This is a genomic window from Acinetobacter sp. WU_MDCI_Abxc222 (genome assembly GCF_025514755.1).
Lineage (GTDB): Bacteria > Pseudomonadota > Gammaproteobacteria > Pseudomonadales > Moraxellaceae > Acinetobacter > Acinetobacter geminorum.
On sequence record NZ_JAHPVG010000005.1, the window covers coordinates 91,869 to 110,772 of the forward strand.

Annotated in this window: 19 protein-coding genes; 6 read left to right on the top strand and 13 right to left on the bottom strand. The window is 38.2% G+C overall.

Going from position 1 to position 18,904, the window contains the following annotated elements:
- Positions 1-5: 5 nt before the first annotated feature.
- From ureG to KTJ10_RS09740, 7 genes are all read right to left on the bottom strand, one after another.
- A complete protein-coding gene (gene ureG, locus KTJ10_RS09710; protein ID WP_002117800.1) occupies positions 6-620 on the bottom strand; it encodes an urease accessory protein UreG in 615 nt (204 codons plus the stop codon).
- Positions 621-643: 23 nt separating this feature from the next.
- Positions 644-1,309, bottom strand: a complete 666-nt coding sequence (locus KTJ10_RS09715) for an urease accessory protein UreF (protein WP_262441901.1) — start codon at positions 1,307-1,309, stop codon at positions 644-646.
- Positions 1,296-1,778 carry an urease accessory protein UreE gene (ureE, locus tag KTJ10_RS09720; protein ID WP_086264895.1) on the bottom strand — a complete coding sequence of 161 codons (483 nt, stop codon included), beginning with the start codon at positions 1,776-1,778 and terminating at the stop codon, positions 1,296-1,298. The genes KTJ10_RS09715 and ureE overlap by 14 nt, the downstream gene beginning before the upstream one ends.
- 70 nt (positions 1,779-1,848) lie before the next feature.
- Positions 1,849-3,549 carry an urease subunit alpha gene (ureC, locus tag KTJ10_RS09725; protein WP_262441902.1) on the bottom strand — a complete coding sequence of 567 codons (1,701 nt, stop codon included), beginning with the start codon at positions 3,547-3,549 and terminating at the stop codon, positions 1,849-1,851.
- Positions 3,550-3,586: 37 nt separating this feature from the next.
- Positions 3,587-3,895, bottom strand: a complete 309-nt coding sequence (locus KTJ10_RS09730; protein WP_068551182.1) for an urease subunit beta — start codon at positions 3,893-3,895, stop codon at positions 3,587-3,589.
- 11 nt (positions 3,896-3,906) lie between these two features.
- A complete protein-coding gene (gene ureA / locus KTJ10_RS09735; RefSeq protein ID WP_002117495.1) occupies positions 3,907-4,209 on the bottom strand; it encodes an urease subunit gamma in 303 nt (100 codons plus the stop codon).
- Positions 4,210-4,310: 101 nt separating this feature from the next.
- Positions 4,311-5,186, bottom strand: a complete 876-nt coding sequence (locus KTJ10_RS09740; RefSeq protein WP_262441903.1) for an urease accessory protein UreD — start codon at positions 5,184-5,186, stop codon at positions 4,311-4,313.
- Between the two features lie 201 nt (positions 5,187-5,387).
- Between KTJ10_RS09740 and KTJ10_RS09745 the strand changes: the two genes are divergently transcribed.
- Positions 5,388-5,711, top strand: a complete 324-nt coding sequence (locus KTJ10_RS09745) for a hypothetical protein (protein WP_171545271.1) — start codon at positions 5,388-5,390, stop codon at positions 5,709-5,711.
- A gap of 193 nt (positions 5,712-5,904) precedes the next feature.
- On the top strand, positions 5,905-6,375 hold the full coding sequence (locus tag KTJ10_RS09750; RefSeq protein WP_262441904.1) for a copper resistance protein NlpE: 471 nt from the start codon (positions 5,905-5,907) through the stop codon (positions 6,373-6,375).
- Between the two features lie 55 nt (positions 6,376-6,430).
- Here the strand turns inward: KTJ10_RS09750 and KTJ10_RS09755 are convergent, their stop codons facing one another.
- Positions 6,431-8,035 (bottom strand): isocitrate lyase, encoded by a 1,605-nt coding sequence (locus KTJ10_RS09755; RefSeq protein ID WP_002117581.1) that lies wholly within the window; start codon positions 8,033-8,035, stop codon positions 6,431-6,433.
- 587 nt (positions 8,036-8,622) lie between these two features.
- On the opposite strand from KTJ10_RS09755, the gene KTJ10_RS09760 reads away from it, so the two are divergent.
- The 3 genes from KTJ10_RS09760 (at position 8,623) to KTJ10_RS09770 (ending at position 12,966) form a co-directional block, all read left to right on the top strand.
- Positions 8,623-9,612: a LysR family transcriptional regulator gene (locus KTJ10_RS09760; protein WP_004703082.1), complete on the top strand. Its 990-nt coding sequence runs from the start codon at positions 8,623-8,625 to the stop codon at positions 9,610-9,612.
- A gap of 123 nt (positions 9,613-9,735) precedes the next feature.
- Positions 9,736-11,061: a hemolysin family protein gene (locus KTJ10_RS09765; protein ID WP_046812724.1), complete on the top strand. Its 1,326-nt coding sequence runs from the start codon at positions 9,736-9,738 to the stop codon at positions 11,059-11,061.
- 567 nt (positions 11,062-11,628) lie between these two features.
- Positions 11,629-12,966 carry a CitMHS family transporter gene (locus KTJ10_RS09770; protein WP_262441905.1) on the top strand — a complete coding sequence of 446 codons (1,338 nt, stop codon included), beginning with the start codon at positions 11,629-11,631 and terminating at the stop codon, positions 12,964-12,966.
- A gap of 43 nt (positions 12,967-13,009) precedes the next feature.
- Here the strand turns inward: KTJ10_RS09770 and KTJ10_RS09775 are convergent, their stop codons facing one another.
- On the bottom strand, positions 13,010-13,522 hold the full coding sequence (locus KTJ10_RS09775) for a hypothetical protein (RefSeq protein WP_086264890.1): 513 nt from the start codon (positions 13,520-13,522) through the stop codon (positions 13,010-13,012).
- Positions 13,523-13,743: 221 nt separating this feature from the next.
- On the opposite strand from KTJ10_RS09775, the gene KTJ10_RS09780 reads away from it, so the two are divergent.
- On the top strand, positions 13,744-14,292 hold the full coding sequence (locus tag KTJ10_RS09780; RefSeq protein ID WP_262441906.1) for a DUF2239 family protein: 549 nt from the start codon (positions 13,744-13,746) through the stop codon (positions 14,290-14,292).
- Positions 14,293-14,344: 52 nt separating this feature from the next.
- On the opposite strand, the gene cysN is transcribed toward KTJ10_RS09780, so the two are convergent.
- The 4 genes from cysN to KTJ10_RS09800 all read right to left on the bottom strand — a co-directional run bounded on the left by cysN (position 14,345) and on the right by KTJ10_RS09800 (position 18,732).
- Positions 14,345-15,958 (bottom strand): sulfate adenylyltransferase subunit CysN, encoded by a 1,614-nt coding sequence (gene cysN, locus KTJ10_RS09785; RefSeq protein ID WP_086264888.1) that lies wholly within the window; start codon positions 15,956-15,958, stop codon positions 14,345-14,347.
- 30 nt (positions 15,959-15,988) lie between these two features.
- Positions 15,989-16,897 (bottom strand): sulfate adenylyltransferase subunit CysD, encoded by a 909-nt coding sequence (gene cysD / locus KTJ10_RS09790; RefSeq protein ID WP_000140408.1) that lies wholly within the window; start codon positions 16,895-16,897, stop codon positions 15,989-15,991.
- On the bottom strand, positions 16,890-17,021 hold the full coding sequence (locus tag KTJ10_RS09795) for a hypothetical protein (protein ID WP_002117520.1): 132 nt from the start codon (positions 17,019-17,021) through the stop codon (positions 16,890-16,892). The genes cysD and KTJ10_RS09795 overlap by 8 nt, the downstream gene beginning before the upstream one ends.
- 253 nt (positions 17,022-17,274) lie before the next feature.
- Positions 17,275-18,732, bottom strand: coding sequence for a capsule assembly Wzi family protein (locus tag KTJ10_RS09800; protein WP_262441907.1), 1,458 nt, complete (start codon positions 18,730-18,732; stop codon positions 17,275-17,277).
- Between the last annotated feature and the right edge of the window lie 172 nt (positions 18,733-18,904).

An 18,904-nucleotide genomic window follows, 5' to 3' on the forward strand; every position in this document is an offset into this window, starting at 1 on the left:
TCTCCTTAAGCTTTAAACAGCCCTTGTTTCTCAATAAATTGAATAATTTCTTCAAGCCCATCTTGTGTTTTCATGTTTGAAAATAAGAAGGGTTTTTCTCCGCGCATACGTTTTGCGTCTTGGTCCATGACATCAAGGTTTGCACCTACCATTGGCGCAAGATCAGTTTTATTAATAATGAGTAAATCTGACTTAGTGATGCCCGGCCCACCTTTACGAGGAATCTTTTCACCGCCTGCCACATCAATAACATATAAAGTTAAATCAGAAAGCTCTGGACTAAATGTTGCCGCCAAATTATCACCACCACTTTCAATGATAATGAGTTCTAAACCTTCAAATTTTTCACACAAATCATCAATTGCAGCCAAGTTAATTGAAGCATCTTCACGAATTGCTGTATGCGGACAACCACCTGTTTCAACACCTACAATACGATCTGGCGACATCGCTTCATTACGGGTTAAAAAGTTTGAATCTTCTTTGGTGTAAATATCATTTGTCACCACAGCCATATTGTATTTATTACGCAAGGCTAAACATAAATTAAGAGTAAGTGCTGTTTTACCCGAACCTACCGGTCCACCAATTCCAACTCGTAATGGACTACGTTCTGTCATGATTTTTATCCTTTTTCCTAAACTTAAGATCTGAATAACCGTGAATATTGTGTTTCGTGTTTCATGCTCAGCATGGCATAACGAGGTAAAGAGCTGCTCAATTGTTCATCATTAAGCTTCAAAGCTTTCTCTACCGCTTGTGGTACTAAACCATGCAAGTGCCATAAAATTCTTTGCCCAGCCATCTGTCCTAAAGGAACAGTTTTTACTGCAGCTAAAACCTGATTTTCTAAAACAGTGAAGGAATAAGCCGTAAGTACATCCATGTCGTTGAGTTCGAGTCGGCCACAAAGCTGTGCATAGACTGGTACGAAACCAAACTGCTTTTTAACCTCAACTGTTTTTTTTAAAACATCTTTAATCCACGCATTTAAAGAAAAAGCCAGCTGTTGAGATTCTGCCAAGAGTTCTTTACTTTCTCTGCTGGCCTTATACAAATTTGCCCAAACCAGAAACTGTTCTGAGTCATCATGATATTGCATAAGACGCTTTAATACGGGTAGCTCAAACCTCACCAATAACATCTCAAGTACTTCTTCAAAGTAAGCAATTGCCGAGATTTCGTCATGTATTAGGCCAATATCAATTGCCGTTTCTACACCTTGCGAATAACAATACGCCCCAACTGGCAATGCCGTAGAGGACAGTGTCAGTAATTGCAATAATTGCGCGGCGCTATGAATGGACATGGTGCAAAGCTTTAATCGGGCTTAAACGATGGTCATGACTATGCTGCGCATAAGCCCCACTTTCAGGTTCAAACGGATGATCGGTTTCTGTCACCGTAAGTCCCAAACCTTCTACCATTTCTGCAAGCACATGATCAGGCTCAAAATACAAAGCTGTAGGTGTCAGCATTAATGGCACATGTCTATTCCCTAAGTGATAGGCAGCTTTAAGCAAATCAAAATCGGTTTGAGCAGTGACTTGCATTAACCGTTCAGGCTTGGCATCCACACGTAATACCTCCCCCTCTTGCGTTGCAATATATGAGCCACTACGCAAAATGCCAGTACGTGGTAAATCAGCACCAATATCGATACCACTTGCCAAAGCCGCTCGAAATCGTGATTTTTGACGGGTATCAAAAGTCAATTCAACTGTTTCAAATGCCTGATCAGGAGAAATATCTTCAAGACGTTGTGTATAGATTTTCATTTAGCTTTTCTCTCCTTATTTCTTTCATTCATATCTAAAGTAATGAGGCAAATCACCTCAATAAAACTCATCAAAATAAGAAATAGCGCTGAGCCATAGGTAATACGTCAGCAGGTTCACACGTTAATAACTCACCATCTGCTCGTACCTCATAAGTTTCAGGATGAACCTGCATGACAGGACAATACGTGTTGTGTTTCATATCGTTCTTGCTAATTTGACGTGTGTTTTTACAGGGACTAATTAACTTTTTGAGGTTTAATTTCTCAACCACTTTTTCATCAATTGCTGCTTGAGATAAAAAGGTAATACAGGTGTTATGTACACCACGCGGATAGGCACCAAACATTGGACGGTAGTGCACGGGTTGTGGGGTTGGAATTGAAGCATTTATATCACCCATCGGTGCCGCTGCAATCATGCCACCTTTAATAATCATGGAAGGCTTTACACCAAAAAACGCAGGCTTCCATAACACCAGATCAGCAAGTTTTCCAGCCTCAATCGAACCCACTTCATGGCTTAAACCATGGGTAATGGCTGGGTTAATTGTATATTTGGCAATGTAGCGTTTAACGCGATTGTTATCATGAAACTCATTATCACCCTCTAGAGGACCACGTTGAACTTTCATTTTATGAGCAGTTTGCCAAGTACGTAAAATCACTTCGCCTACGCGGCCCATTGCCTGAGAGTCAGAAGACATCATCGAAATTGCGCCCAAATCTTGCAAAATATCTTCGGCGGCAATGGTTTCACGGCGAATACGGCTTTCAGCAAAAGCGATATCTTCAGCAATTGCCGGATCTAAATGATGGCAAACCATGAGCATATCTAAATGCTCATCAATAGTATTGATCGTATAAGGACGTGTTGGATTAGTTGAAGACGGCAAGACATTACTTTGTCCAATTGCTTTTAAAATGTCTGGTGCATGCCCACCACCCGCACCTTCGGTATGGTACGTATGAATCGTGCGATCTTTAAACGCAGCCAGTGTTTCTTCTAAAAAACCACCTTCATTTAAGGTATCTGTATGAATAGCGACCTGCACATCAAACTCGTCTGCCACACTCAAGCAGTTATCAATGGCTGCTGGTGTTGAGCCCCAGTCTTCATGTAGTTTTAACCCAATTACCCCAGCTTTAATTTGCTCTCGAATTGGGTCTGGCAAACTCAAATTACCTTTGCCTAACAGGCCAATATTCATAGGCAAATCATCAATCGCCTGCAACATGGTGGCAATATGCCAAGGTCCCGGAGTCACTGTCGTTGCCGAAGTACCTGCCGCAGGTCCTGTACCGCCACCTACCATTGTTGTTGTACCCGACATGAGCGCAGTTTCAACTTGTTGAGGACAAATCCAGTGAATGTGAGTATCAATACCACCTGCCGTTAAAATTTGCCCTTCACCCGCAATCACTTCTGTTGCAGCACCTAAAGGAATGGTAATGTTAGGTTGAATATCAGGATTTCCTGCTTTCCCTATTTTCCAGATTCGACCATTTTTTAAGCCAACATCAGCTTTTACAATCCCCCACCAATCGACAATCAAAGCATTGGTAATTACAGTGTCAGCAACTTCATCAGCTAAAAGTTGGGATTGCCCCATTCCATCACGAATGACTTTGCCACCGCCAAACTTAACTTCTTCACCATAAGTCGTTAGATCTTGCTCAACCTCAATAAAAAGCTCTGTATCAGCCAAGCGGATACGATCACCAACCGTTGGACCAAACATCTCAGCATATGCACGACGTGACATTTTCATAACTTATTACTCATCTCTTTCATTATCGTTGTTATTTTTAATCCAACGTGCCCATGACTCGGCCTGCAAAACCATATACTTCTCGCTTACCTGCTAAAGCAACAAGCTCTACTTCTCGACTTTGTCCCGGTTCAAAACGTATTGCTGTACCAGCTGCAATATTTAGTCGAAAACCCTTTGCCATTTCGCGATCAAACTGTAATGCATCATTTGCTTCATAAAAATGAAAATGAGAACCCACCTGAATAGGCCGATCGCCAATGTTGGCAACTACAACTTTTAAAGTTTGCCGTCCAACATTCAGCTCAATATCAGCATCTGGAGTAATGATTTCACCGGGGATCATAAGGGTTCCTTTTATACGATTGGCTGATGAACAGTGACTAACTTTGAGCCATCTGGAAAAGTTGCTTCGACCTGAACCTCAGCAATCATTTCTGGCACACCATCCATCACATCTTCGCGCTTTAACAAGGTAGTACCGTAATGCATCAAGTCACTGACCGTCATACCGTCTCGTGCACCTTCAAGTAAAGCTGCTGAAATAAAAGCAATAGCTTCTGGATAATTCAGTTTCAATCCACGCGCTTTACGACGCTCAGCGACTAGCCCTGCGGTAAAAATAAGTAATTTATCTTTTTCTGTTGGATTGAGTTCCATATCTCTTTCCTAAATAACATCTAATTTTCTTTAAGCAAAATACGTGCTCAAAAGCAGCATACTTGTTTTAATCGTTTTTTAAATACGCAATTTAACGTAACTTAAGTTCTCCAGATTCTTGGGAATTCTTCATCTAAATCAAACCAATAACGTCTTAATCTTGCTCTTATTGCTGCAAAAGCATCATGGCAATGTCGGACATCATTTCCCAAGAAACGCGCACAAACTACATCATCTAATAATGTTAAAGTTACAGGTGCTTGCATACGCATCATCAATTCACGAATGAGTTCTAACTGCTGTTCTAAATAAAAAGCTGAGCGATACTTTTCGGGAGCGACTGCCCAAAAGCTTCCCATTACGGCCTGATTATTCATACCTAAACATGAATGAAGCCAACGATCTCCACCTTCAAAAAACAATGTATCTGCAACCAATAATTTTTGTTCTCGCCACAACTTAAACTGGTTGTGGTAGCTTCCTTGCACAAAACGCTCAGCGCGTGCCTGTCGCCCGAATACCAACATATCCCAGCCAATAAAACTGGCAGCATGGTCAAGATGAATATGAGTTTCTGAGTGTGCTAGAGCTCCGTCAAATAACATAGATTCCTGCGGAACCCACTCCAAAATAGACTGATCTCGCACATGAAGATGCATATGCTGAAAGGCCTGCTTTCCATTGGTTTTGTACCACTTCCCTGCACCAGGAGTCGTTACAACTGCATGAGCTTGATCTTTGGTTTCAATTTGAAAAGTAAGATGATCCCCTCCTGCGATTCCTGCGGGGGGATGTACAATAATGGCGTGACATACACCTGTTTTTTCAGGCCAGAGCATTTTTTGCACCCTTACAGGGCCATGATGCTTTCTGTGACTCATTATGGTGCGCGAATTTTGAAAACAAAATCCGACCTCTAATCGCGCATACCAAAATGGTGCTAAAGATTTTTTTGAAAACGTTTGTACCTGATTCATTCTGGTTCATATGTTCAAAATAAGTGCTTAAAGTTATAAGCAAAATACGCACCAAATATAAAAATAAGCAAAATGATAAAATTAGATACAATTTTTCGATTTTAATGAGTTAAAAAATCATCAATGTCTAACATAAAAGCACAGTAACTCTTGGAATTATTTATACAATAGCGCCCACCGTTGCTTCCATACTTACTCTCCATGAAACTTTTTTTCGTGTTAACACCACTTGTCTTTTTAACTGGGTGTATTTTTGGCCAATCTAGTGAGGTCAAACGTGCAGAAAAAATTCTCCATAATTTTGAATGTAAAAATGTTGAGACAAGTCAGATTGCAACAAGCTCAATTAATACTTACTACCAACAATCTTTAGCGGTAAGCAAAGAAAAAGCGACTTCATATGTAGAGAGTTACAAGAATGGTGAAGAGTTATTCGACATGCCGCTAGATGAAGTTTTAAAGCAACAATATCAACTTTATAAATCAGCTTGTGATTCTTTAGGTGGAGTTTCTTCTCAACCTTGATAAATAAAGGTATTCATTAATTTTAGTGGATACCTTAATTTTCTTTTTAATTATTATTTCTTTCTTTTTTGATTGAATTTTACTCACTTTACCTTTTGTTAAAATTAAATTACATACTTAAACTTTTATTAGGCTCTTATATTTCATAGCCTGTTTACTTGTTTTTTATTTATTTTCCGAGGTTTAGATCATCATGAAAAAAACATTATTATCAGTAGCACTCTTAAGTATCCTTCTTGCCGCTTGTAGCAAAAATGAAAATAAAGCCGACACGACGACTCAAGCATCTGCTCCAGCGCAAACGACTGAAGCAAATAACAATACTGTAGATAGCGCGCACACAGCTGAAAACTCACTCGATTGGGATGGCACATATAAAGGCACTCTCCCATGCGCAGACTGTGAAGGTATTAAAACTGAATTAGAACTTAAAGATGATAAAACCTACGAGCTAACCGAAACTTATCTTGGTAAAGGTGACACCAACCCATTTGAAACCCATGGTACCTTTACTTTCGACAAAGATAATACTTCAGTTATTACCTTAGATGATAAAGGCCAAAACCGTAAATTCTTTATTGGTGAAAATACTGCAACTGCTTTAGATATGGAAGGTAAAAAAGTTGAAGGCTCTTTAGCTGAACACTATGTTTTGAAAAAATAATTTTTAATAATTAAAAAACCCGCTCATTTGAGCGGGTTTTTTTATGAATCAATTCTTAGTGAGCTGCGAATTGGTTCATTGTGTTTTTAGCATCGTCATGTGCTTTAAGAGCGTTATCACCAGAGAAGATTTCTTTGTGATCATCACCGATGTCAGAACCCGCCATTGCTTGGTGTTTAACACAAGCGATACCGCCGCGGATTTCTTTACGTTGTACGCCAGCAACATAAGCCAACATACCTTCAGAACCGAAGTAACCTTGTGCAAGCTCATGAGTAGAAAGAGCAGCAGTGTGGTAAGTCGGAAGTGTGATCAAGTGATGGAACACACCCGCTTCACGAGAAGCATCTGCTTGGAAAGTACGGATCTTGTCATCAGCATCAGCAGCTAATTCAGTGTTGTCATATTCAGCACTCATTAATTTAGCGCGGTCATATGCAGAAACGTCTTTACCTTCAGCAACCCAACGATCGTAAGCTTGTTGACGGAAGTTTAAAGTCCAGTTGAATGATGGGCTGTTGTTATAAACAAGCTTAGCATTTGGAACAACTTCTTTAACACGGTTAACCATGTGTGCGATTTCTTCTACGTTTGGAGTCGCAGTTTCGATCCAAAGAAGGTCAGCACCATTTTGTAAGCTAGACACACAGTCAAGTACAACACGGTCAATTTGAGTGTCAGCACGGAACTGATATAAGCCAGAAGGTAAACGCTTAGGACGGTGTAATTTACCATCACGCTTGATTAAGATTTCATCTTCTTGAGCATCAGCAATGTCAATTTCTTGAGTATCTAAGTAGCTGATGTATTGAGAAGCGATGTCACCTGGCTCTTTAACCACTGGGATTTTTTGAGTCAAGTCAGCGCCTTCAGAGTCAGTACGCGCAACAATGATACCTTCTTCAAGACCCATTTCTAAGAATGCATAACGTAATGCATGGATCTTAGCGATGAAGTCTTCGTGTGGAACAGTTACTTTACCAGCTTGGTGACCACATTGTTTAGCATCAGATACTTGGTTTTCAATTTGAAGCGCACAAGCACCAGCTTCGATCATTTTCTTAGCAAGTAAGTAAGTTGCTTCTTCGTTACCGAAACCAGCATCGATGTCCGCAATAATTGGCACAACGTGAGTTTCAAAGTTGTCGATTTGAGCTGTGATTTCAGCTGCTTTAGCAGTATCACCAGCTTCTTGTGCTTTTTTAAGCGCACGGAATAAATCGTTTAATTCTTTTGCGTCAGCTTGACGTAAGAAAGTATAGATTTCTTCGATCAATGCAGGAACAGAAGTTTTTTCGTGCATAGATTGGTCAGGAAGTGGACCAAATTCAGAACGAAGAGCAGCAACCATCCAACCAGAAAGGTAGATATAACGTTTGCTTGTAGTACCGAAATATTTTTTGTTCGCAATCATTTTTTGTTGTGCGATGAAACCATGCCAGCAACCTAATGATTGAGTGTATTTGCTTGAGTCAGCATCGTATTCAGCCATATCACGACGCATAATCGCAGCTGTATACTTAGCAATATCTAAACCAGTTTTGAAACGGTTTTGAAGTTGCATACGAGCAGCATCTTCTGGGCTAATGTCTGCCCAAGTATTGCCGAATTTTGCTTTTAATTGACGTACTGCATCAATCGCTGTTTGATATGTAGTCATGATATTGTCCTGTATTCATTTTAGGATTTCATCGATTGAAGCCTAGAGTCACGTTACTTAAATTTCTTATGACACCAGCTGCTTCCTCATGAACACAGCTTAGACTTAGCCAATCAATTAATCCAATATCCTTTGTTAATCTTCAGTATTTATTTAAAAAATATACCAATAAATCGATATTATAGATAAAACCAAAAACTTTAACACTTTGTTTATAAAAATAAAATTATCCTAAAGGAGTATAGAGTTTTATTCTAAAAACTCACTAAGTCTTATTTTTATACAATTTTTGGAGATTTTCCACTCATTTTTAAATCTAAAAGTCAATTGTAAATTAGGCTATTTTTGCCAATGCAAAAAGTCAATTGATATGCTAGAAATTGAGAAGTTATTCATAAATATATTCTATTTAGATTTCTTTCATTCAAAACTAAGCAAAGACAGTAAAAACGTGCCTTTGAAACGTCTTTCCACCCTACTTAATTCCTACAAAAAATGTCGCTTTTCTCATCATTTTTTCACACAATGATCATTAAATATGGCATAATTTGAAACAATTTCAGGGTTTTATTTTCGGTATTTTTTTTATGAATCTGGAGCGAGTAGATCTTAATCTATTAATATATCTTGATGTACTTCTTCGTGAAAAAAATGTTACGCGCGCAGCCGAACAGCTTGGGGTAACTCAGCCTGCAATGAGTAATATTTTACGTCGCTTACGTAATTTATTTAATGATCCGCTTCTTATCCGTTCTTCCGAAGGGATGACCCCGACAGAACGTGCACTTGAATTACAACCTCGTATTCGTGATGCCCTTTCTGATCTTTCCATGATTTTGGAACCCCGTACCGAATTCCGCCCTTATACAAGTAATCGCGTTTTCCGCATTATGACATCTGACTATGCCGAGGCAACTTTAGTCCCTCGTCTTGTCAAAGCTCTACGCTCTGAAGCTCCAAATGTTGTACTCGACTTTCTTACACCAAGTGATGTGTCTTATAGAGACATGGAACAAGGTAAAGTCGATCTTGCGATTAATAGATTTAATGAAATACCGCAAAGTTTCCACCAAGTTTTAGTTTGGCGTGATAGTTTTAGCTGTATTCTTAATGACAAACACCCTGCTGTAACCCATTTGAATCTTAAAAGTTATCTAGATGCACAGCATATCTGGGTTTCTAAAACAGGTATGGGTGTAGGCTTTGGGGTAAATCCAGATAAACAAGGCGGTTTAGGCTGGATCGATCAGGCACTAGAACGTATTGGTCAACGTCGTAAAATTTCTGTTTTTACCCGCCACTACCAAATGCCAGCATTACTTGCTCAAAATGTTGACCTGATTGCTACCCTTCCAACTCGGATGGCGCGCCTACAAACTCAAAATCCAAAACTGGTTATAAAGGATCCTCCTTTTTACATTCCAGAATTTGAACTTAAAATGGCTTGGTGCCCGTTATTACATCATCACCCAGCTCATCGCTGGTTGCGCCAGCTTATTTTATTTGTTGCTCGTCAAATGATTGAAGAAGAAAACCGTGAATTTCTAACAAATAATTCGCAATTTTCTCACTATTAAGTAAATTTTGATTTAATTGTCGATTTTAGACATTATCTTCAAGCGCTGAGCAATCAATCTGATTACCTCGGCGCTTTTTTGTGTTAAAACATAGTCATAATAATGATGAACCTCGGGTGATTTGTGAGTCTCTTTCAAAATATCATTATCATCGTACTGCTCATCATCGCAGCAGGCTTTTTATCTTTAACTGAAATTGCATTGGCTGGCGCCAGAAAAGTAAAGTTAAAAATTTTAGCCGAAGCTGGCGAAGAACGTGCCCAACAAGTACTTGATCTACAAGAACAATCTGCCGACTTTTTTGCAGCTTCTCAAATTGGCCTAAATGCAGTTGCAATTTTAGGCGGTATTTTGGGTGAAGCTGCTTTTCGTCCCTTTTTCGTCACTTTAGTTGATCGCTTTTATGAAGGTCCCTGGACACAAACTATAGGTTTTGCCCTCTCCTTCACTTTAGTAACTTCCTTATTTATTTTATTCGCCGATCTCATGCCAAAACGTTTGGCAATGATTGCACCTGAAAAAATTGCAATTAGCGTTATTAACCCGATTCAAGTTTTTATTAAGGTATGTAAACCCTTAGCCTGGGGAATTAATGCTATTGCGAACCTGTTATTTCGATTGTTTAAAGTCAATACAACACGCGAAGATAACATTACTTTTGATGATATTTCAGCTGTCATGGATGCAGGTGCTCAAGCTGGCGTACTTCAAAAACAAGAGCATCACTTTATTGAAAATGTTTTTGAATTAGAAGAACGCACAGTACCCTCAAGCATGACGACACGCGAGAACGTCGTTTATTTCACCTTAAATGAACATGAAGATAGTATTCGACAAAAATTAGCAGAATATCCTTATTCAAAATTTTTGGTGTGTAATGAAAATATTGATCAAGTCATTGGCTATGTTGATGCCAAAGACTTCCTAGTTCGTATTTTAAACAATCAGTCACCAACACAGTTAAATGAATCAACTATTCGTAATGTTCTAATTATTCCTGATACCCTCACACTCTCTGAACTACTTGACCGCTTTCGTTCTACAAAAGAGAAATTTGCTGTCGTTATCAATGAATATGCACTTGTTGTAGGAGTGATTACGTTAAGCGATATCATGATTACAGTTATGGGTGATTGGGTTACCCCTATTGAAGAAGAACAGCAAATCATTAAACGTGATAATAACTCATGGTTAATTGATGGCAGTACACCAATTGATGATCTAAGACATGCTCTTGAAATTGATGAAATGCCTGATGAAGAAAACTATGAGACGCTCGCAGGTTTCATGATGTACCGTTTACGCAAAATTCCACGTCCAGCAGATTTTGTAGAATTTGGTGGATATAAATTTGAAGTTGTCGATGTCGACCATTTTAAAATTGACCAACTTCTTGTAACTCGAATTTTAGAACAAACCGAAACACACTCATCAATTGATGAAAATTAATCGCTATTAATTTAAATACCCCACAAATTTAGCTGGGGTATTTTTTAATACTAAATAATTTTTTTAAATATATGTAATAATTATTTTAGATTCATTTATTCAATTTGCTCTTTCAATCTAAAAGTATTATTATTTTATTTAGCGCCCCATTAAACCTTAAATACTGAAAATTAATAAAATAATCCATATCTCTTAACCGCCTATAAAATGATTAAGTCCCATTTACATTGTAAACAAACTTCTGTAACTTAACCCAAAGCCAATCTTTAAATGGTTCTTCTTCTCATTTCAATCATCAAAATATACATAATTTAAAAAAATGCCATATAATTTTTATTTTTATAATACCTTTATATTGTTTTATAATGATATGCATTTATTATAAACCACTATAACCTTAATATATATGTTCAGTATTTCACCTAAATATACCCTTCCAGACGAATATATATTAACCAAATAAACTAAATATATTATTTGTCTTTTTAATAAAAATTAATAAGAATAACCAAGGTCAGAGTTTTGAATAAACTTGTTCAGTAAAACTATAGGCAAAGGATTGATTGTATGCTGACATTACTTGGTGTTGGCATGATTTTGTGCTTCATGTACTTAATCATGTCCAAACGTTTAAGCCCTATTATTGCTTTAATTCTCATCCCGTTTATTTTTTCTCTCATTGCTTGGGGCCTAGGTCATTACTTTGAAAGTTTAAGTCACATTGAACTTAAAGGTCTCAGTGAGATGATGCTGGATGGCATCAAAAAATTAGCGCCAACTGGCGTAATGCTTTTATTCGCAATTTTGTATTTTGCCTTAATGATCGATGCAGGTCTTTTCGACCCACCGGTTAAATGGATTTTGAAAAAAGTTAAAGGCGATCCTTTAAAAATTACTCTAGGAACTGTCTTTTTAACCACTCTCGTTTCTTTAGATGGTGATGGTTCAACCACTTATATGATCTGTGTGGCTGCAATGTTGCCACTTTATCAACGTCTAGGAATGAACACACTTATCATGACTGCGCTTATGCTGTTATGTAGTGGTGTAATGAACCTAACGCCATGGGGTGGTCCTACTGCTCGTGCTGCAAGTGCATTACAAGTTGATCCAAGCCATATTTTCGTACCAATGATCCTTCCAATGATCATTAGTATTGGTTGGTTATTCTTCTTGGCATATTTATATGGCCGTTATGAGCAAAAACGTTTAGGCGTGATTGAGCTTGAAACTCACCATGGCGACAATATTACTGTATCGAAAGATCCTGAAGCGACCCGCCCACATTTACGCAAAGTAAATATGGTACTTACTATTATTCTCATGATTGCATTAATCAAAGGCATTTTGCCAATGTCAGTATTATTCATGCTAGCGTTCTGTATTGCAATGCTCATTAACTATCCTGATGTTGATATGCAGAAAAAGCGTATCGCAATGCATGCAGATAGTATTTTAGCTGTTGTAGGTTTGATTTTCGCAGCAGGTATTTTCACAGGTATTCTATCTGGTACAGGTATGGTTGAGGCGATGTCTAAAGAATTCGTCGCAATGATTCCTCCAAGCATGGGCCCATATCTTGCACCGATTACCGCTTTAGTCAGTATGCCTTTAACATTCTTTATGTCAAATGATGCATTCTTCTATGGTGTACTACCAATTCTTGCTGAAGCGGCTTCTCATTACGGTATTAGCCCAGAAGCTATTGCTCGTGCATCAATTGTAGGCCAACCAGTACACTTACTATCGCCTCTTGTTCCATCAACTTACTTGTTATGCGGTCTTGCTAAAGTTGACTTTGCTGACCATCAAAAGTTCACATTTAAATGGGCATTTATAACATGTATGGTTTTGATGGGCACTGCATTAGTGATTGGCGTTTTTCCGCTCTTTAGCACACTTTAATTATTCTTCTATAAAATAAAAGCCCCAAACGGGGCTTTTATTTTTATTTATTTATATACTCAATCATGGCGTCTAAGAACGCATGAAAGTGCAAGCTAATATCTTCTTCTAAAATTTTATAGGCATTATCAAATTGCACCATTGGCCAACCTTCTTTCCAAAATGGAAAGATGTCATGTAAGTCATGAGTAACTATTGCGTCTTCTCGAACAATTGCTTGTGAAATTTGTGCCAAAACTTGCGCTGTTTCTGCACCATCAATAGCTAAATAATCAATACCACGCGCTTTCAAAATACGAATTCGATCTTTTTTATAGCGAATTTTTTTAGCTTGAGCTGCATTTAAACCTAGTGCAAGAGTAACTGCCTCTACAAACTTTTCTTCAAAATTTGCATTCAATGCAACTAAAGCTTGTTTATGTGCTTCTTGACGCCCAGCTTTCCCCCCATTACGGATAATCTCATTTGCTTCCGTATCTAGCTTATCTTTTTTCATCGACTGTAAAATGTCTAAAATTTCGATATCGCTTAAAGATTCAGGAGATTGCTCAAACATAGGAGTCTCTATACATACAACTAAAGGCGTATTCTCTCATAAAAGCGCTACTAAAGCAGAGTAAAATTTTAAATAGCCTATTATCTTGACTATTTTTATAGTCCTAATTTCAGAGACTACCCTCATAAAATCAGTTAATTCTTGGTTATGATTTTTACTATTTGCTAAATTAATTTTACCCTGATAATATTATTTTACCCTGATAAAAATATGCGGCTAAAATGGATACTAAAATCACCTATACTGCTTTCACTGGAAGCACACTTATTGCGAGTGACTCCCTGATTGAACTTGCAAAAAAACTAAAAACTCTTCCTAAAACAACAGAAAATATTCTGATTTTTAATGATCAAACAGGTCAACAAATTGATCTTGATCTTTCTGGTTCGGAACAAGAAATTCAACAACGTTATGCTGAACCGGAAGAAATTAAAAAAGTTGGACGACCTAAACTTGGCGTAATTTCGCGTGAAATCACTTTACAAAAAAAACATTGGGATTGGTTAGATCAACAAAGCGCGAGTGCATCAGCAGTGATTCGCAAGTTAATTGATAAAGAGTTAAATAACCCAAACTCTGAAGGCAATATTATGCTGGCCAAACAAGCCATCGACCGTTTTATGTCTGCCATGTTAGGCAATATGCCAAATTATGAGGAAGCAACACGCGCCTTATATCAAGGTGATCGAGATATATTTTTAAAGATGATTCACAGCTATCCCAAAGATTTAAGGGAATATTTAACTTTAAAAACTCAAAATGTTTTCTAAACTCAATAAAAAAACCCGCTTACGCGGGTTTTTTCAAAATCAATTCAGTCTATTAAAGACGAACTAATTCCACAACTTTTTCAGCTGCCTCTTCAACGGTTTCAGCAGTAACTTCTGTATCCGTACCTTCCACAGAAGTTGTGATAACCACAACACCTGTCTCACGCAATAAAGTAATTTGCTCAGCAGTTAAGTTGGCTTTTGCAATCGCAACTACACCTTGCTGAATCAGCAAGCTTTCTAAAACTTGAGCTTTCTCGATTAACTGTGCAGAAATCCCAATCACCGCTGGCTTTTGGCCCAAACGTGCAGCACGATCTTCAGCTGTTACAGGATTACTATGAGCAGTCCATTCAACGGCAGCTTCAACCATACCTGCACCAACAGTTACGTTGCTTAAGCGGTCAATAAAGATGAATGAACCTGTATAACGAGAATCTTGATATTGATCAAACACAACTGGCGCGTCGAACTCAACTACAACATCTGCAATTGCATTTAACTCAAGCTCTTCCACATGAGTATGTTCAAGTGTATTCACATTCACTCGATAGTGAATATTAGTGACTTTAGCAGGAACAGTCTGGGTACCAATCTTAACGTTGTACAACTTACCTTTCACGAGCGGATGTTCATTCATCCATACCACTGAAGCACGAACGCTACGTGAAATTAATGGTTGCTCGCCAGCACGTACCAGAACGTTACCACGGCTAATATCAATTTCATCATTCAGGGTCAATGTAACCGCTTGACCCGCTACAGCCTGCTCAAGGTTTCCATCAAAAGTAACGATTTCTTTAACTGTTGAACGCTTACCTGATGGTAGTGCAACAATCTCATCACCAACATTGATTTCACCTAAAGCAACGGTACCCGCAAAGCCACGGAAATCAAGGTTTGGACGGTTTACATACTGGACAGGGAAACGGAATTCGTGTTTGTTTGATTCACGACTAATTTCCACCGACTCAAGAATGCTCATCAAGGTTTGACCCTTGTACCACGGCGTATGAGCTGACGGATTTACAACGTTATCGCCATTTAAAGCGGAGATTGGTACAAACTGAATATTAGCTGGACGACGGTCACCTAATTGGCCTACGAAAGCATCATATTCAATCTGAATTTCAGTGAAACGTTCAGGTGAATATTCAACCAAGTCCATCTTATTGATTGCAACAACGATATTTTTAATACCAAGCAAACTTGCAATAAACGTATGGCGACGAGTTTGAGTTTGTACACCATAACGCGCATCAATCAAGATGATTGCCAAGTCCGCAGTCGACGCACCTGTTGCCATGTTACGGGTATATTGTTCATGCCCTGGGGTATCCGCAATAATAAACTTACGCTTTTCTGTTGAGAAATAACGGTAAGCTACGTCAATGGTAATACCTTGTTCACGTTCTGCTTGCAGACCATCTACCAGTAATGCCAAGTCTGGTGCATCACCCGTAGTTCCTACTTTTTTACTGTCACGCGTTACTGCTTGCAATTGATCTTCATAAATCAATTTTGAATCGTAAAGTAAACGCCCAATAAGCGTACTTTTACCATCGTCTACGTTACCGCAAGTCAAAAAGCGTAGAAGGTCTTTTTGTTCATGTTGCTTTAAATAGGCCAAGATATCTTGGCTGATTAATTCTGATTGATGAGACATTGCTCAAACTCCACAAATTTAGAAATTGTCTTAGAAATAGCCTTCTTGCTTTTTCTTTTCCATTGAGCCCGCTTCATCATGGTCAATCATACGACCTTGACGCTCAGAACTCGTGGCTAAAAGCATCTCTTGGATAATTTCAGGTAACGTATCTGCTTCAGACTCAACTGCACCAGTTAACGGGTAACAGCCAAGCGTACGGAAACGTACAGACTTCATCTGTGGAACTTCACCCTCTTTTAAGCGCATACGTTCGTCATCAACCATGATTAACGTACCACTACGCTCTACCACTGGACGAACAGCAGAGAAATAAAGAGGAACAATTTGAATATTTTCTAAATAGATATATTGCCAGATATCCAACTCTGTCCAGTTCGATAATGGGAATACACGAATACTTTCGCCTTTGTTCACTTTACCATTGTAAAGGTTCCAAAGTTCAGGACGTTGGTTTTTAGGGTCCCAACGGTGTTTACTATCACGGAATGAATATACACGCTCTTTCGCACGTGATTTTTCTTCATCACGACGTGCACCACCAAAAGCAGCATCAAATTGATATTTATCCAAAGCCTGTTTTAAAGCTTGGGTTTTCATAATATCTGTATATTTTGAACTACCATGATCAAATGGGTTGATCCCAGCTTCACGGCCTTCTTTGTTTTGATGAACAATTAAGTCAAAACCATGAGTTTTTGCCATGTTATCGCGAAACGCGATCATGTCTTTAAACTTCCAACCCGTATCTACATGTAATAATGGGAATGGAAGTTTCGCTGGATAAAATGCTTTTAATGCAAGATGAAGCATAACAGCCGAGTCTTTACCAATTGAGTAAAGCATGACTGGGTTTTCGAATTCTGCAGCAACTTCACGGATAATATGAATACTTTCAGCTTCAAGTTGCTTGAGATGTGTGAGTCTTGATTCAGTCATGAACACGTCCTTCTCTATCCATTTTGCCCATAAAATCTAGAAGTAGTATTAAACCACCACCTAGAAGACCATGTGGAGGAACGAGTGCCATAACAACTCCAATTTTTCGTGATAGATAATCCAACTACAAGCCTTTATATGGCTTATAGCATTAGTTATGCATTATAGTGATTTAAAACCGATTCCTTTTGCTTGTTTTTTCATATTGATATTCGATTTAATCATATGCATGTAATATGCTGATTCACTTGCACAACTTTGTAATCCTAGCCTGTGTAGTTAACTTAAGCAAATTATGTTCTAGTCTTTAGATTTCTTTCAAAACCATAAAAAAGAGAAGCATTAATCGCTTCTCTTTTTGAAAACATGATCTAATCTTAGAAACCAAACATTTTACGTTCTAATGGAATTTCAATACCAATAGATGCACCTGCATCATTACCCTCAAGATCCGAATCACTTACCCATCCATTAATTTTTAATGGAAGATCAGGTTTAATGAAATGCGTCCAAGTTAAATCAAGCGCCTTAATTTCATCATCTTTAGGAAAGGCTTTATTGATTGCTAAATTAGATTGGTTAACTTTAACCACCATCGCACGACCGCTTAAACGGTTCATGACATCAAAGCGGATATCGCCACCCACTGAATACATTTGCCCATCACCGCCTATCGCATGGCCTAACGAGAAACCATGTTGATAATAGCCATCTGTATATTGATGGTGACTATATGAAATTCCTCTTACATCACCATTGGTTCGTGTATCAGCCCATTCAGCATAGAGTTGATAAGGCATATTATTAACTATTGAAGAATAATCTGCACCAGCCAAATACATTTTTTTAGATGGCAAACCACCAGCCTCATCTTCACCTACATACTGACCATAAACACTAACAGGAATATTAAACAACGACTGTAATTGCAAACGAGCATCAAAACCAGCTAACTGATTAGATGCATTATCTTCACCTACACAGCTATTTTCAGTACAGCCATTGTCTTTACCAATAATTGCATTCCAATAAGCTTTAAAACTATTTGGCTGACCATCTCCACCAATTTGAATCGCTCTAGAAGCACCGAGTTCTAAATAAGGTAATGGTCTTGCAGTTACACGTAAACCTAATAATTTAGCATCAGGAACTGCTTTATAATCATCTAATTGACCTGCAAAAGCTTGATATTGCCAAGGCCCAATCCAAGATAACCATTTTGTTTCAAAAGCATTTTGCACAGCACGCTGTGCAGTCACGCCATAAACGGGACGACTCGCATCACCACGAATTAAACTACCATCGTGTCCAGGTCCCCACCATGTTGGAATTTGACCTGCAACTACCCATTGATTCCAAAGTTTACCAGCGACATATGAACCCTCGACATTAACATCTTGCCCATTGTCGATTTGCGGGTCTTTTTCTGCATTTACTCGGATTTTTGCATCCCAGTTTTCACCACCCGCATTAAATTCTAACGAACCTTGATATTGAGCTTTTTGATTATCACCGAATGCTTGAGGAATATTTTTAATATCAGTTTCAGCAAAAGCACCCACTTTCACTGTATTGTTATCTGCTTTTAATGCATTAAGAACTGAGTTAATAACTTTTTGTTGAGCTGGATGAGACACTTTTGCCTGAGAGAGCGCACGCTGAATTTCATCACCACTTAACGGCCAAGTTGAGGTGCTAATACTAATAACACCTTGTTGATTTAACCAGTTTAAGTCGGTACGTAAGTCTTCATTATTTAGCACTAAACCTTGTGCAAAAATAGCGGATGAAGCAGTTGCCAATATTGCAATCGAAAGTGTTTTTCTTAGAAACATGCCAGACAATTCTCAAAGTTATTTATGAGCAACACCTTAAATTTTTTATCACAACTTTGCAATTGTTAAACTGTGCAATTACATTTTTTAACGCTATCTTAAGATTAGTATAAGTAGGTAAGTTTTGAGATGTAAAAAGTAATAAAAAAGGCAGTATAAATACTGCCTTTTC